The following is a 16,829-nucleotide window of genomic DNA, read 5'->3' as shown; positions in this document are numbered from 1 at the left end:
GGACTGAACGGGCCGATCTAGGACGGCCGTGCACGCGCCGGGCCGATGCGACCCCCGACCGGGGGTCTCATCGGCTGACGGTGTCATCCCTCACCCGCCTGCCCGTCGGCTGGACGGATGCAGCAGCCGACTTCGACGCCGGCCTGCTCGCACGAACAGCGTTCGCGGTCGTCTTGGCGATCAGCTCCGGCGTCGAAGACGTGCGGATGGTGTGCGGCACCACCGCGGCTGGGGAGCCATCGCGGGTTGAGGCTCTGCAGGTGCTTCCGCAGGCCCCGATCCGCCACCTCTCCGCACGGTGGGCCGACAGCTCGCTGGCTCAGGCCGAGGTCGGCGGGCTCCCGCGCCTGCAGCAGCTGATCGACTCCAGTGCGCTCCCGGCATTCCACTTGTTGGCCGCCGGGCAGAACCCGCCCCCGGCGCTGTCTCCACTCGCCTGCTCGGTCCGTGTCACTCCGGCGCGCTGGGAGTGGACCCTCAGCGCTCTGCCCAGTGCCGCCGACGAAGACAGGCTGTGGGCACTCGCCAGTCTGGTCGAAGCCGTACTGCATTCTCTGGCTGCTGCACCGGACCTGACCGTGGCGCAGGCCGCGGAGCAGGCCGGGCCGCTGGGCTTCGAGATCCAGGTCCTGGGTGGTGCCGGCCTCGCTGAAGTGACCACCGCGCTTCAGGGTTGGGGGTACGCGGTCGGGCTGCCCGTGAGGGTGCACCGTGTCGAGACCGAGCAGACGCAGGCGTCCGGGCCAGCTGGGGAAGGGGACCGGCCGACGGCGTGCGGAGCGAACCTCGTCGTCCTTGAGCAGGGCCTCGGTAGCCTCCCGCAGCCGAGGACCGAGGACGCCCCGGGAGGTGAGGACGCGCTGGGGGCCGGCCTGGGAGTGCTGCCGGACGGCCGCGCGATCGCGCAGACGAACGCGAACGAGACGCGTGAGCTCTACGACGAGATCGTCGTACGCAACCAGTACCTACGACACGGCGTACAGCTCTGCGACGGCGACACCGTCGTCGATGTCGGGGCCAACATCGGGATGTTCGCGCTGTTCGCCGCCGCGCAGGCGAACCAGGTCACGATCCACGCCTTCGAGCCGGTCCCCGTCGTGGCCCGCGCCCTGCAGACGAACATGAGCCTGTACGGGATCAGCGGCACGGTGAGCTGCGCTGCCGCCGGAGCGAGCGCAGGCGTCCGCGCGCTCACCTTCTATCCGCAGTCGTCGCTGCAATCTGGCTTCTACGCCGACGCCGAGGGCGACCAGCACATCGTGGGGGAGTACGCCCGCCACCAAGCCGACGCACTTCCCGGACTCCCCGCCGAGCTGCGAGCGGCCGCCGCCGAGGCCCTCGCGCCGACAGTCCGCGCACGTACGGCCGAGCGGCAGGAGCTCCAGGTTCCGGTGATCCGCCTGTCGGACTGGATCCGCGACAACGCTGTGCGCCGCATTGACCTCCTGAAGGTCGACGCCGAGCGCGCCGAGGAGGACGTCCTCGCCGGGCTCGACGACGAACATTGGCCCCTTATCGGTCAGGTCGTCGCCGAGGTCCACGACCGGGACGGACGGATGGACAGGCTCCGAACCCTCCTTCAACGCTGGGGCTTCGAGACGGTCGTCGAGCAGGACGCGCTGTTCGCCGGATCGGAGATCTACATGCTGTACGGCCTGCGGCCCGGTGCCTCGCGCCCCGAAGCGCCGTGGACGGAGCGCCAGATCGCGGCCGCCGAGCGCTGGGCCCAGACCTCAGCCCTGCCGCTGTACGTGACCGCTCGCCCCGGCGCGATGCCCGCTGAGACGCGGATCGCCCGTCAGGCCGTCGCGGCCCGCGGCCTGACTTGGGTCGAGCCGCCACCCCTCCCGCCAGCCGACGTCGCCGCCGAGAGGCCGGGTGTGGTGCTGGCGTGGGCAGAGGCAGTGCTGCGACGGATGACCTCCGTGCATCGGCCAGTGGTCAAGGCCGTGGTCGTGGACGGTGACAACACACTGTGGGGCGGAGTGTGCGGCGAAATAGGACCCGAGAACGTGCACACGGGTGGCCCCTACCGGCTGGTGCAGGAGGCGCTGCGCGCGCAACTGGAGGCCGGGCGGGTGCTGTGCCTATGCTCGCGCAACAACCCGGCCGACGTGGAGGCGGTGTTCGCCACTCACCCGGAGATGCCGCTCAGCCTGCAGGACTTCACGGTGGTGCGAGCGGGCTGGGGCCCGAAGTCCGTCGCCGTCGGTGAGATCGCCGAGGAGCTCGGCTTCGCGGTGGAGTCGCTGGTCTTCGTCGACGACAGCGCGGCCGAGCGGGTCGAGGTGGCCATCGCGCACCCGGGAGTCACAGTCGTCGACCTGCCCGCCGAGGCTGAGGCGTTCACCGCCGCCCTGCGTGGGACGTGGCAGCTGGCGTTGGAGGGCACCGGGACCGCGGAGGACCGCGCGCGGACGGCCCTGATCGCGGGGGAGGCCCGACGCCGGAGGACTGCGGCGCAGGCGGCGACGACGGCCGAGTACCTGGAGCAGCTGGACCTTCGTGTGGAGGTGTCCGAGGCGACGGACGACGAGGTGGAGCGGATCGCGCAGCTCGCGGCCCGCACCACCCAGTTCAACCTGGCGCTGCGCGTCCACACGCCGGGAACGGTCCGTCAGGTGCTCGCGGCCCCCGGGGTGGCGTTGTCGGTCCGGGTGCGCGACCGCTTCGGTGACTACGGGCTCGTCGGCTTCGCCTCGGCCGATGCCGACGGCCGGGTGCTGCGGGTGAGGGACTTCTTCGTCAGCTGCCGCGCCCTGGGACGCAACGTCGAGTGGTGTGTCCTGCGGGAGCTGGCCGGGCGGGCCGGGCCTCTTGGCCTGGACGGCATCGCTCTCACCGGCACGCCGGGCCCGCGCAACCGGCCGGCCCTGGAGTTCGCGGACGCTGCCCGGACCCGGTTCAACCTCTCGGATGCGCCCGATCTGGTGGATGCTTCGGCGGCCGCGAGCTTGGACTGGCGGCGCCTCACTGCGCCGCAGACCGCCGCCGCGGCCCCGATCGCCAGTGAGCGCCCGCCCACCAGGGTTCCGTCGCGGGTGCGCTGGCCCGTCTCGCAGCAGGCCGCCGCGCGGGCCGCTGAGGCCTACCGGCGCCCCGGCGAGACGACGTCCACCACCCCCTACGTCGCGCCGCAGACCGAGACGGAGCGCAGGATCGCTGCGGTGTGGGAGGAGACGCTCGAGGTTGCGCCGATCGGCGTCCACGACGACCTGTTCATGTTGGGCTGCGACTCGCTGACCGCCGCGGTGATCTGCGCGCGCCTTCGCCAACACGGAGTGGAGCTGGCGGTCCACGAGCTTCTGGCGCATCCGACCGTCCGCGGGGCGGCCCGGCAGGCGGGCGCGGAGCTGCGGCCGGCCATCGAGCCGCTGGCGGACGCGGAGGCCGGGCCGGCGTCGCTCGGGCAGCAGCGCGTCTGGGCGGCGGAGGCGATCGGCGGGCGCGGAAACGCTCAGGTCATCCCTCTGGCGTACCGGATCGCCGGCCCGCTCGATCTCGGCCGGCTCCGCTCGGCGCTGGAGGGGGTCGTCGCCCGGCACCCGGCCCTGCGCACTGTGCTGGTCGACGACGGAGGGGCGCTGGTGCAGCGCCAGCTGACCGCCGGTGAGGGGGTCGACATCGAGGTCCACGAGGTGTCGAACCTGCCGGAGACCGAGCGTCCCGGCCAGGCGGACCTGCTGGCCCGCCGGTTCTTCTCGGCGCGGTTCGACATCGGCCGGGACGTGATGCTGCGCGCGGCCGTGCTGCGGCTGGGCGCGGACGACCATGAGCTGCTGCTCATGCTGCACCACAGCGCGGGCGACGGCGGGTCCGTCGACATCCTCCAGCACGACCTGGGCGCCCTGTACGCGGACCCCAAGGCCCTGGCCAGCGTGCCGGTCGGTGCGACATTCGCCCAGTACAGCGCCACGGCCGTTCGGCGGCGCGAGAGCGCCGCGTTCGACCAGGGCGCGGCCGCCGTCCGCGCCGCGCTCGATCGGGCGTCCGCCCGCCCCTGGAGCACGCCCTCCGGTCTGCCCTCCGAGCCCCGCCACCTTCGCTTCGCACTGGACTCCGACCTTCTGGCCTCGGTGCGGGCGGCGGCGCGAAGCCGGTCCGTCACCCCGGTCGCGGTCCACCTCGCTGCCTGGCAGCTCCTGCTCGCGGTCACGGCCGGCACGGATGCGGTGGTGACAGGCTGCCCGGTCGCGGGCCGTAACGAGGAGGTGTTCGCCGACACGGTCGGCTTCTTCGCCAACCTCGTGCCCGTCCCTGTCCACTTCGACTGGTCCGCCACCGCAGGCGGGCACCTCGATACGGCAGTTGCCGCCGTGGCTAAGGCGCTGACCTACGCCGAGGTGCCCTACGGGCTGGTCGCCGACGGCGCCGGGGCGGTCTTCGACACGCTCTTCACCCTGCAGCCACCCGCCACGCACCCGCTGCGCTTCGACGGCTGCGCCATCACGGGCAGCGAACCGGCCCTGTGGCCGGTGCCGTACCCGCTGATGCTCGATGTCCGGGAACACGCCGACGGCGCCAGCGCGCTGCTGCGGTTCGACGCCCGCGCCCGTCACCCCGTGGATCCGCCGTGGCTGGCCGAGGCGTACCCGCTCGTCCTGGCCGCGCTCTGCACCCTGCCCGAACTGCCCCTGCAGCGACTGCGGGACCTCCTGCGGCCCGGTACCGCCACCGTGCACGACCTGGTCCGTGACCGATTGGCCAACCTGCGAGAGGACGGCGAACCCCGGTGACCACCACGAGCCCCCGACCCGCCACCACCGTGTGGCAGATCGACCCCACCGACGGCCCGACCGTCGCACCGGCCGCACCGCAGCACCTCCACCTGGCCTCCCACCCCGAGGCCGCCTTCACGGCCCCCATACTCGAACTGCGGCTGACCGGACCGCTGGACGCCGACCGGCTCCGCGCGGCCGCCGAGCACTCCGTGCGCGAGCACCCCGCGCTGCGCCGCCGCCTCGACACGACCGCCGCCGACGTGGCGCAGCCGCTGGTCCGGCTCGTCCGCCTCGCCTCCAGCAGCCACACCCTCTGCCTGAGCCCGGCGCTCGGCTCGATGGACACCACCGGCCTCCTGCGCGCCGCCGCGGCCGTCGCCGCCGGCTACCGGACCGCGGCCGCCGCCGGGGCGAGCGGCCCGGACCCGCAGACCGTCGACGCCTTCCTCACCGGCCTGCTCACCGACCCGGGAGCCGCCGCCGGCCGCGAGCACTGGCAGACCCGCCGGCTGGACACGACGGCCGAGGATCTGGCCCGCGCCCTGGTAATGCGCACCGCCACGCCCGGCCCGCGCCTGCACCTTCCCGTGCCGCTGGACGACGCTGCCGCAGACCGGCTCGTCCGCCTCGCCCGGGACCTCGATGTCGGCGTGGACGACGTCGTGGTGACGGCGTGGCGGCTGCTGCTGAACCGGATCGCGCCCGGCGAGGACGGGGCCCTGGGCCTGTTCACCCCCGGACCGGTGGAGCAACTGCCGGACGCGATCGGCCTACTGGGCCGCTGCGTCCCCGTGCCGGTACGCCCACAGACCGCCGACACGCTCGCGGATACCGTCCGCGGCTGCCACCGCGAGAACGTGCTCGCCGCCCAGTTCGGCGACTTCTTCACCCACCCGCAGCCGGGCGGCGAGTTCACCGCCGGATTCCGGCACGTGGATGCGTCCCCGCTGGACTTCGGACCGGACCTGGAAGTCACCGTCGAAGCGCTCCGGGCCGCGACCGACCGCATCCGCCTCGACCTGCACTCCCTGCACGTCGGCAGCCGGCTCCGCCTCACCGTGGACGCGGATCGCGCCGCCGTCACCGAGGAAAGCGCCCGACGCCTGGCCGACTGGCTGGGCGCCCTGTGCACCGGCCTGCCGGAGCACATCGACACCCCGGCCGCGGCCGCGGTCGCACGGATCCTGGACCCGCTCACCTTAGAGAGTCGCCTGCACGGCGCCGACCAGGCCGGTTCCGGCACCGCGGCGCCCACCACGCTGGTGGAGGCGTTCGACGCCCAGGCGGCGCGCACCCCAGCAGCCTGCGCCGCCCGCGACGACGACCAGGAGGTCAACTACCGCGAACTGCACGCCGCCAGCGCCGCTTTCGCCCGGACGCTGGCCGACCGGAGTGTGGCCGCCGGGGACCGGGTAGCCGTGTGCATGAGCCGCCGGGTGCCGCTGCTGGCCGTGCTGCTGGCCGTCGCCCGCCGCGGCGCCGCGTTCGTGCCGATCGACCCAGCCCTCCCGGCCGGCCGGGTAACCGACCTGCTCGCCGACGCCGACCCGCGACTGCTCGTCACGGACCAGCACCAACCCCACCTCCCGTCGGGCGGCCGCGCGCCCGTGCTGCGCATCGACGCGCTGCCGCCCGGCACCCCGGCGGCCGAACCGGAGCCGGTCGGCGCGGGGCCGGAGACGGACGTGTACGTGATCTACACCTCCGGCTCGACCGGCCGCCCCAAGGGCGTCCCCATCAGCCACACGGCGCTGATGAACTACCTCCGCTGGGCCTCACGCCACTACGGCACCACGGACGGCAGCGGCACCCTGGCCCATTCCTCGATCAGCGTCGACATGACCATCACCAGCCTGTTCCTGCCGCTGCTGACAGGCCAGGCCGTCACCCTGCTGCCCTCCGACGAGCCCACGGACCTGGCCACAGCCCTCACCCGAACCCGCGACCTGAGCCCGCTGAAGGTCACCCCCGGCGGCCTTCGCCTGCTCACCACCTTCCTGACCGGCGCCCAGATCACCGCAGCCGCCCGGCACCTGGTCGTCGGCGGCGAGCAGCTGACCGCCGCCACCCTGGACCTCCTGGACGCACCCGGCCTGCTCGTCACCAACGAGTACGGACCCACCGAGGCCACCGTCGGCTGCTGCGCCCACACCCTGCGCCTGGGCGAGCACCCGGCGGCCGGCCCGGTGCCCATCGGCACACCGATCCACAACACGACGATCGAGCTGCGCACGCCGGACGGCCGGCTCGCCCTGCCCGGCACCGCCGGGGAACTCGTCGTCACCGGGCCCGGTGTCGCGGCCGGCTACCTGGACCGGCCCGCCGAGACCGCCGCCCGCTTCACCACCGACCCGCACACCGGCACCCGCTCCTACCGGACCGGCGACCTCGCCCTCCTCAGTCCCGGCGGGCAGCTGGTGATGCTCGGCCGCAGCGACGACCAGCTCAAGATCCACGGCTACCGCATCGAACCCGGCGAGATCGAAGCCGTCCTGACCGGCCACCCCAGCATCACAGCGGCCGCCGTCACCACCACCGGCGGCACACCGGTGCTCGCCGCGTTCCTCGTCCCCGCCCCCGGCGCCGACCCGGCCGCCCTGCCCGAAGCTGCCGCTGCGCTCGCGGCCGACCGGCTGCCGTTCTACGCCCGCCCCGACCGGTACGAGGTCCTTGACCGGCTGCCGCTGCGCGGCAACGGCAAGGTCGACCGCCGGGAGCTGGCCGAACGCCCCGCGCCCGCCACGGGGGAAGGAGCGCTGGACGCGGCCGACCCGCAGCTCGCCGTGGTCGCCGCGCTGTGGAGCGAGGTCCTCTCCGCGCCGCCGACCTGCCCGGACGCCAACTTCTTCGCCGAGGGCGGCGACTCCATCAAGGCGGTCCTGCTGGCTGGCCGGGCGCAGCGGGCGGGTCTGGAGCTGACCGTGCACGACATCCTTCAGCGCCGGACCCTGCGCCGGATCGCGGCCGCCGCGCGCCTGGTCGGCGTGCGGGACGCGGTGGATCCAGGGCCTGTGCCGCTGACGCCCCACCAGGCCGGGTTCCTCGCGCGCGCCGCCCCCCGGCCTGAGCGGTGGACTGTGCGGTGGAGCGCCAACGCTCCCGCCCCGGTCGATACCGGGCGCCTGGAGCGGGCGCTCGCCGTGACCGTCGCCGGGCATGAGGCGCTGTGGACGTCGTTCACGCACGCCGACGGCCGGTGGACGGCCCGGTTGGGCGATCCAGGCCCGGTGCCGGTACACGTCCTCGATTTGGACGGCGTCCCGGCCGCCGAGCGGGAGCAGGCCGTGGCCGGCGCCCTGGAGCGCGTGGAGGACGGGTTCGACCTCGCCGGCCGGCTGGTGGGCCTGTGCCTGATCCGTGCCGCCGGACAGGCGGAGAGGGTCGTGTGGATCGTCCACCACCTGGTCGCCGACGTCGTCTCCCTGCAGAGCCTGAACCAGGAGCTCTGGCACGCCTACGCGCGCCCGGCCCAGCTGGTACAGCGGCGCGGGGACGGGTACGGGGTGTGGCTGCGGGGCCAGGACGGACGGCCCGCGACGCTCTTCCCCACCTGGCTCGGGTCCGGCGGGCCGACCGCGTGTCGTACCGCCGTCTCGCGGCTGGGCGCGGACGCCCGCCGGGCCCTGGCCGATGCGCAGCAGGATGCACCGCGATGGGCTCTCGCCGTGCTGGGGGCCGGGTTGCTGGGTGCGCTCGCCGAGGTGCGTCCGGACCTGCCGCCCGCGCTGTGCGCCGAGCTCCATGGCCGTGACCGTCCCGGGCTCGACCTGGCGGCCGCGGTGGGCTGGCTCACCGACTTCCGGCCGCTGCGAGCCGAGCGGCATGTGCTGGGCGACCCGTCGGCGCTGGCCGCCGCTCTGCACCGCCGGATCGAGGAGCCGCGGGATTGGACGGGGGCGCTGCCGCCGGTGGCGCTGAACTACCTGGGCGACCTTCCGGCCGGCTGCGGCCCCGACCTTCCGGACTCCGCCGCGAACCCGCTGTTCGGCCTGGAGGCCGTGGTGTGGACCGGACCGGAGGCGGTCGAGGTCAGGTGGCGCTTCGACGAGGCGTTCATCCCGGTCCCCACCGTCCAGCGCCTCGCCGACGCCTTCGCCCGCCGCGCGGCCTCCACGCTCACCATCCGCCCGCAGACCGCAACCGGGCCGACCGGACTCTCGGCCGCCGACCTGAGCCGGATCACCGCCACGTTCGAGGGATGACGATCATGACAGACCGCACGATCGCCGCAGTCCACCCCGCCACCCCCGTGCAGCAGGGCTTCCTTCTCGGCACGCTCGCCTCCCCCGAGGACGCCCTTTTCGTCGAGCAGGCTGTTCTCCCCCTGGCCGGGCCGCTGGAGGTATCCCGTCTGGAGCGCGCCCTGGCGGGGATGATCGCCAGCCACGAGATCCTGCGGACCGGCCTCGCCTGGAACCTGGCCGCCGATCCGCAGCAAGTCGTCCTCACCCGGAGCGAGAGCGCGATCGGCGTCGTGGACAGCCGCCGTCACGACGCCGACCGCCAGCAGGCCGACCTGGAAGAGCTGCTGCGCACCGAGCGGGCCGAGCCGTTCGACCTGACGCGGCCGCCGCTGCTGCGCCTGGCCGTGCAGCACCTCGACGGTGAGCGGCACCACCTGGTGTGGACCCACCACCACGGCGTGCTGGACGGCTGGTCGCACCTCGCGCTCGTCGACGAACTCCTGCAGCGATACGCCGGGGACGTCCCGGCCGAGCGGGCGGGGTTCGGCGCGTACGCGCGCTGGCTCGCCGCCCAGGATCGCGGCCGGCAGCGGGCGTACTGGGCGGGGCGCCTGGCCGGGTACCAGCCGCTGCCCGCGGTCGCCGAGCACTCGCCGCTCCCGGACCAGGAGCGGCACGGGCAGCACCACCTCGACGTGAACGCGGCCACCGCCGGGGCCTTGGCCGGCTTCGCCCGCGCGCACGGCACCACGGCGGCGGCCGTGCTGATCTCCTGCTGGGGCCTGGTCGCCGCCCGGCAGCGCGGCCGCGACGACATCGTCATCGGAGTCACCCTCTCGGGGCGCACGGCCGCCTTCCCCGGCGTCGCCGACCTGATTGGGCCCGTCGCGACGACCGTGCCGATCCGGCTGCCCGCCCCGGCAGGGGACGCCGGCCGCTGGGTGAGCGCCATCCAGGACCTGCTCGCCGAGGCGGAGGCGAACAGTGCCTGCTCCACCGCCGACCTGTACGCCTGGGCCGGGCTCGCGCCGGGCGGCGCCCTGTACGACAGCGTGGTGTCGATCGCCAACTACCCGCACACCGGCGACCGCGGCCCCCGGCCCGGCCTGGTGCTGGAGACGGCCGGGATCCGGTCCGAAGGCGGACGCACCCGCCACCCGCTCGCCCTGGTCGTCGAGACCTTCAACGGACTGCGGCTGCGCCTGGTCAACGACCGCACCCGCGTCGGTGACGACGACGCCCGCGCCGCGCTGCACGCCCTGCATACGATGCTGCACCGGCTGGCCGACGAGGCGACGGCTTCGGTCACCGACCTGACCGCGGCCATCTGCGACCTCACCCCCTTCCAGCCCCGCCGGCCCCAGACGGGCGACCTCCCGGCGTCCGGCCGGACGGCCGACGACAGCGACCCGCTGGTGCGGGTGCTGACCGACGCGTTCGCCGATGTCCTCGGCCAGCCGGTCGGCGCCGGCGACGACTTCCTCGCAGCGGGCGGGCACTCGCTGCTGGCCCTACGGCTCGCGGCCCAGTTACGGACCGCGCTCGGCGTCGAGCTCACCCTCGGCGACCTCCTCACCGGTGGCACCCCCAGGACGCTGGCCACCCGGGTGCGCCACCTCCTCACCGCCGAGACCACCGCGCCCGACCCGCTACCGCCGCTCACCCCCGCCCCGTCCGACGGCACTGGGGAGCCGTTCGCACTGACCGGTATCCAGCAGGCCTACTGGACCGGGCGCAGCGCGGACTTCGACCTCGGCGGAGTCGACTCCCACCTCTACACCGAGGCCGACCTTCCCGAGGCCGACCTGGAGCGGCTGACCGCCGTGTGGCGGGCCCTGATCGACCGGCACCCGATGCTGCGAGCCGTCACCACCCCCGACGGCCGCCAGCAAATCCTCACCGACGTGGCGCCCTACCGGATCCACACCACGGATCTGCGCGCAGACGCCGACCCCGAGGTACACCTCACCCAGGTGCGCGAGCGCCTGTCCCACACTCGCCGCGACACCGGCACCTGGCCGCTGTTCACCATCGAGGCGGCCCTACTGCCCGGCGGGGCCACCCGCCTGTTCCTCAGCTTCGATCTCCTCATCGGCGACGCGCTGAGCTGGCAGATCCTCTACCGCGAGGCCCGCGCCCTCTACGAGGACCCGGACGCCGAACTGCCCGTGCTCGAGCTGACCTTCGCCGACTACGTGGCCCACCTGCCCGCCATGGCCACCGGCCCGCGCTTCGAACGCGACCGCGCCTACTGGCGGGCGAAGCTCCCGGCCCTGCCCGCACCGCCCGCGCTGCCGCTCCTGCCCGAGCCTGCGGACACCGCCGAAGGGTCGCGGCCGCGGTTCTCCCGGTTGCAGCTGCGCCTGCCCGCCGACGACCTCACCGCGCTGCGCGAGGTGGCCGCCGCGCACGGCGCGACCCTGTCCGCGCTGCTGATGGCCGTCTTCGCCGAGACGCTGGGGCGGTTCACCAACAGCAGCACCTTCCTGCTCAACACCACCATCTACAACCGGCCCGACGTCCATCCGCAGATCAACCAGATCGTCGGCGACTTCACCTCCACCGTCCTGACCGGCATCGACCTGGGCGCGCCGACGTTCGCCCAGCGGCTGCGCGCGCTGCAGCGCCAGCTATGGGCCGACCTCGACCACGCCCGCTACAGCGGAGTCGACGTCCTGCGGGACCTGCGGGAGACCCGGGACCGGACCGCGGCCGCCGCGCCCGTCGTCTTCACCAGCACCCTCGACCTGGAAGTGCCCGGCTCCGAGCCAGCCACCCCCTTCCCCGGCACCATCGGGTTCGGGATCGGCCAGACCCCGCAGGTCCTGGTCGACTACCAGACCTACCAGGCCGCCGGCCACCTCGTGATCAACCTCGACACCGTCGACGGCCGCATGCCCGACGGCCTGGTCCAGGCGATGCTCGACGACCACACCGCCCAGCTGCGCACCCTGATTGACGACCCCGGCGCCCCCGAGCGCCCCCGCCTCAGCGCTTCCGCTCCGGCACCCGAGCTCGCCGAGCCGCTCGGCGGCGGCCAGCTCCTGCACGAGCCGTTCATCGAGCAGGCCCGCCGGCACCCGCGGCGCACCGCGGTCGTCTGCGACGGCGAGCGCACCACCTACGGCGAACTCGCCGCCGCGGCCCGGCAGGTCGCCGACCAGGTCACCACCGCCGGGCCCGCCGGCGAACTCGTTGCCGTGCTGTGCCGCCCCGGCCGCGAGCAGGCCGCCGCCACGCTGGGCGTCCTGCTCGCCGGATTCGCCTACGTTCCCCTGGACCCCGCCTGGCCCGCCGAACGTCTCCACGACCTCCTGGCCGCCACCGGTGCCACAGTCGTCGTCACCGAGCAGGAGACCCGGGCCCGCACCCGCCTGCCCGCCGGCCTGACCGTCCTCCTCACCGACGGCCCCACCCTCGCCAGCGAAACGGCGATGGGCCGGGCGCAGCGCAGCCGCACGGCCGGGGACCTCGCGTACGTGATCTACACCTCGGGCTCCACCGGCCGGCCCAAGGGCGTCATGATCTCCCACCAGGGAGCGCTCAACACGGTTCTCGACGTCAACGAGCGCTTCGGCATCGGTGCGACGGACGCGGTGCTGGCGGTGTCCCCATCCACGTTCGACCTCGCCGTCTGGGACCTGTTCGGCACCCTCGCGGCCGGCGCCACTCTGGTGGTGCCCACCCGCGACCAGCGCCAGGACCCTGCCGCCTGGACCGCCCTGGCCCGCGCCGAGCACGTCACCGTGTGGAACTCGGTGCCGGTGCTGATGGACCTGCTCCTGGACACCCTGCCCCCCGGCGACACGGTGCTGGAGAGCCTGCGGGTGTGCCTGCTCAGCGGCGACTGGATCCCCCTGAACCTGCCCGGGCGGCTGCGCGAGCGCGCCCCGAAGTGCCGGATCGTCAGCCTCGGCGGCGCCACCGAGGGCTCGATCTGGTCGATCCTCCACGAGATCGGCGACCTCGACCCGGCCTGGTCGAGCATCCCGTACGGCACCGCGATGACCGGGCAGAGCGTCCAGGTCCTCGACGACCAGCTGCTGCCGTGTCCCGCACACGTCCCCGGACAGCTGTACATCGGCGGCCACGGCACCGCGCTGGGCTACTGGCGGGATCCGGAGCTGACCGAGGCCGCGTTCGTCTTCGACGGCCGCACCGGCCGCAGGCTCTACCGCACCGGTGACTGGGGTCGGCTGCGCCCCGACGGCACCCTGGAGTTCCTCGGCCGCCGCGACGCCCAGGTCAAGATCCGCGGCTACCGCGTCGAGCTGCGCGAGGTCGAGACGGCGCTGTGTGCGGTGCCCGGCGTCGAGCAGGCCGCCGTCGTCGCCACCGGCGAGCGCACCAACAGGCGCCTGGCCGCCTTCGCCGTCACCGCACGCCCCCTGGACGCGGTGCGCGCCGACCTCGCCCGCCGCCTGCCCGCCCACATGCTCCCGGCCGCGCTCACCGTCCTGCCCGCGCTGCCTCTGAGCGGCACCAGCAAGGTCGACCGCGGCGCGCTGGAGCGCCTCACCGCAGACCCCGGCCACCGGTCACCACAGCCCGCCACCGGGCCCGCCCGCCACGACACCGGCCTGGAGAAGGAGCTGCGGGAGGCGCTGGCCGCGATCGTGCCCGGCCGGCCCGGCCTGGACCAGGACCTGCTCGCCGTCGGGATCACCTCCGTCGACGTGATCCGGCTGGCCAATACCGTCGAACAGCACACCGGCCGGCGCCCCGACCTGAAAGCCTTCTACGCCGCCCCAACCCTGCGCACCCTCCTCCAGCACAACTCCGCGCCCGCCGACGACTCGGTGCCGGCCGCGCCGGGCGTGTGGTCCGGCTGGCCGCAGCTGACCGATCCCGCCGAGCGGGCCGCCTTCCGCGCCGCCCAACCCGCCCACGGCCCGGCCCCCGCCTCCCGCACCCTGCCCGAACGGGTGCCCGGCCACCTGGACATCCGGGCGCGGCGCCGCACCCCGCGCACCTTCGCCCCCCGCCCGGTCACCCTGGCGGCGCTCGCCGACCTGCTGGACAGCCTGCGCCGCACCGATGTCGGCGGCCGGCCCGCTTTCCTCTACCCCTCAGCCGGCGGCCTGTACGCCGTCCAGGCCCATCTCCACGTGCGGCCCGGCCGCGTCCAGGGCCTGCCCGGCGGCCTGTACGGCTACCACCCCGACGCCCATGACCTCACCCCGCACGCCCCGGACATCGACCTCGACCCCGGCATCCACCTCGGCCCGGCCAACCGCCCACTCGCGGGCACCGCGGCCTTCAGCATCTTCCTGGCGACCGACCCCGCCGACTCCGCCCCCCTGTACGGATGCGACGCCGAACCCCTCGCCCTGCTGAACGCCGGCTACATCGGCCAACTGCTGTGCCACACCGCCACCGGAGCGGGCCTCGCTCTGGCCCCGGTGCACGGCCTCGACTTCGACCGCATCCGATGGCTGCTGCCCGGCGGCGAACGCCTCGTACTGCTGCACACCCTCCTCGGAGGCGTCCCCGCCCACCCCGCCACTGAGGGAGAGCACGCATGACCGTGACCACCGCCGCTGGCGAGCCCTCGGTCGTCACCGACATCGCGCCGCTCTCGCCCGGCCAGGAGCGCCTGTTCGACGCCGAGTTCGTCCTGCCCGACGGCTCCTGGCCGACTCCGGGCACGCCGACCCGGCTGCGCCCGATCGACAGCGGCGCCATCCGCATCGACGGTCCCCTGGACGTCGCCGCACTCCGGCGCGCCGTCACCGCGCTCGTGGCCCGGCAGTCCGCGCTGCGCACCACCTTCCGCCGGCGGCCCGATGGCGCGCCCGTCCAGCTCGTCACCGACCGCGCCCCGGATCCGATGAGCCTCGGGACGCTCGACCTCGCGGCCGGGCAGCAGTTCCCCACGGCCGAGGAACTGCTGCGCCACGCTCCGGCCCGGCTGGTCGACCCCCGCCACGACCTGCTCTTCCGCGTCCACCTGCTGCGCTTGGACCAGGAGCGGCACGTTCTGCTGCTGCAGGTCCACCACGCCGTCAGCGACGGCTGGTCCATCGGCGTCCTCTACCGCGACCTGTCCGAGCTCTACAACGCCGCCCGGGCAGGGCGGGACGCAGGCCTGCCCGCCATCCCCCGCAGCTTCGCCGCCCACAGCCGGCAGATGCGCGCTGAGCGCGGCGGCCCCGAGGAGCGGCGCCAGCTCGCCTACTGGCGCCGCCGACTGGCCCCGCCGCTGCCCGCCCACCGGGCCGAGCCGCAGGCCGACGGCCTGAGCCCGGTGGACGTCGACCCGGTCCTCGTGCCGGCCGACCTCGTCCGGAGCCTGCGCGAGACCGCGGCCACCAGCGCGCAGCGCGGGGGCGTGGCCGGACCGTTCCTCGCCGCGCTCGCCCTGGTCCTGCACCGCGCCGACAGCGAGCGGGACGTGCGGATCGGCATGATGATCTCCAACCGGGCCCGGCCCGGAGCCGAGCACCTGATCGGCTACTTCGTGAACACCACCGTGATCCGACTGCACGTCGACCCGACGATGACCGCCGGGGATCTGGTGGCGCAGGCGAACACCGCCGTCACCGAGGCCATCGAGCACCAGGCCCTGCCCATCCAGGACCTCTACCAGGACCTGTGCGACACCGGCGCCCTCGGGCCGGGCCCGCTGTACCGGGTGACGCTCGCGCTCAACACGATGCGCACCACCTCGCTCACCCTGGACGGCCTTAACTGCCAAGACATCGACCTGGAGCGGGTCGGCCCACGCCGCGCGCCGACCAGCATCGAGCAGCGCTGGGTCCTGGACGAGCACGCCGGCCATCTTGCCGGAACGCTGACCTGGCGCACCGACACCGCCACCCGCCCCGCCATCGCGGCCACGCTCACCGGCCTCGACACGGCGCTGCGCGCCGTCACCCACCCCCGCACCACCCTCGCCGACATCACCGCCACCCTGCCGACGCCCCGGCCGGAGGCCCGGTGAGCACCGCCGCGGCAGCGGAGCCGCTCTCCGAGCTGGACGCCGCCGAGCTGCTCGACGCGTACGGCCTGACGCTGCGCCGGGCACGACCTCTGCCGGGCGGTATGGAGAACGCCCACCTCAAGGCGCAGACGGCCACCGGCACGGTCGTGGTGACCGTGCTGAACAAGAAGTCACCGACGCAGGCCGAGGAGTACGCACGCTTCCTGCGGCACCTGGAGCTCAACGGCGCCCCGGCACCGCGGCTGCGGCCGCTGCGCGCCGGCGGCTGGGTCACCCGCCACCGCGGCCGGCCGGTCATCGTCTGCGACTTCGTCGACGGGCGCAGCCCCGCCCGGCTACCGGTCCGCCTGGTCCACGAGGCCGGGCTCCTCCTCGGGCAGGTGCACCGCACCGCGGCGGCCGGCTTCGACAGTGCGCTGCCCCCGCATCTGCGACTGCACGACGACGACGCCGACACCCTGGCCACGCTGCCCGACGGGCCGTTCGCCCAGTGGGCGCGCTCCACCTGGCACGCCGTCGGCCACATCACCGAGCACGACGCCCCCCACGTCCCAGTCCACGGCGACCTGTTCCCGGACAACATCGTCGTCCGCGGCGGCCGGAGCCTGATCTTCCTCGACTGGGAGGACGGCTCGCTGGACCTGCCCCACCTGGACGTGGGGATGGCGCTGCTCGGCCTGTGCGGCCGGCGCGGATTCTCCCCGCGACGCGCCCGCCACCTGCTGAGCGGCTACCAGCAGGGCAGCGCAGCCGCGCTGAACGGCGACCTGGTGCGCGACGCGGCCCTGTACGCGGCCGTACTCGTCGCGCTGCGCCGCCACCGCTGGCAACGGGAGCACCGCCTGCCCTCCGGGCGCTCAGCCGCCGCCATGCACCACCTCGCGAACTCCCTGTCCGACCGCTGGCCGCACCTTCAGCCGTAGGCCGGCCACCTGTGAGCCGCGCGCCCCGGCCGGGCGCGCCCCGACCCTGCAGAGAGCA

5 protein-coding genes are annotated in these 16,829 nt (G+C 74.5%); all 5 read left to right on the top strand.

All coding sequences use genetic code 11. The features are described 5' to 3' along the window. Window positions 1–80: 80 nt before the first annotated feature. From AB0C59_RS06605 to AB0C59_RS06585, 5 genes are read left to right on the top strand one after another with little or no spacing between them, the layout of a single operon-like run. Complete coding sequence (locus tag AB0C59_RS06605; protein WP_363001395.1) at window positions 81–4,736, top strand: FkbM family methyltransferase; 4,656 nt, start codon at window positions 81–83, stop codon at window positions 4,734–4,736. Then, entirely contained in the window at window positions 4,733–8,923 is a 4,191-nt protein-coding gene (locus AB0C59_RS06600; protein WP_355273105.1) for an amino acid adenylation domain-containing protein, read from the top strand. The genes AB0C59_RS06605 and AB0C59_RS06600 overlap by 4 nt, the downstream gene beginning before the upstream one ends. Continuing rightward, a complete protein-coding gene (locus tag AB0C59_RS06595; protein WP_363001393.1) occupies window positions 8,920–14,430 on the top strand; it encodes an amino acid adenylation domain-containing protein in 5,511 nt (1,836 codons plus the stop codon). Before AB0C59_RS06600 ends, AB0C59_RS06595 begins: the two co-directional genes overlap by 4 nt. Then, window positions 14,427–15,848 (top strand): condensation domain-containing protein, encoded by a 1,422-nt coding sequence (locus tag AB0C59_RS06590; RefSeq protein ID WP_355273110.1) that lies wholly within the window; start codon window positions 14,427–14,429, stop codon window positions 15,846–15,848. The genes AB0C59_RS06595 and AB0C59_RS06590 overlap by 4 nt, the downstream gene beginning before the upstream one ends. Next, on the top strand, window positions 15,845–16,771 hold the full coding sequence (locus AB0C59_RS06585; protein ID WP_355273113.1) for a phosphotransferase: 927 nt from the start codon (window positions 15,845–15,847) through the stop codon (window positions 16,769–16,771). The genes AB0C59_RS06590 and AB0C59_RS06585 overlap by 4 nt, the downstream gene beginning before the upstream one ends. The last annotated feature ends 58 nt before the right edge of the window (window positions 16,772–16,829 follow it).

This window comes from Streptomyces sp. NPDC048664 (assembly GCF_040650555.1).
Classification (GTDB): Bacteria; Actinomycetota; Actinomycetes; order Streptomycetales; family Streptomycetaceae; genus Streptomyces.
This window is presented reverse-complemented; position numbering and strand designations above follow the sequence as displayed.

Excerpts from the sequence above, each read along its gene's own strand:
- AB0C59_RS06595 (WP_363001393.1), top strand. The coding sequence starts at position 8,920 with ATGACGATCATGACAGACCGCACGATCGCCGCAGTCCACCCCGCCACC.
- AB0C59_RS06590 (WP_355273110.1), top strand. The coding sequence starts at position 14,427 with ATGACCGTGACCACCGCCGCTGGCGAGCCCTCGGTCGTCACCGACATC.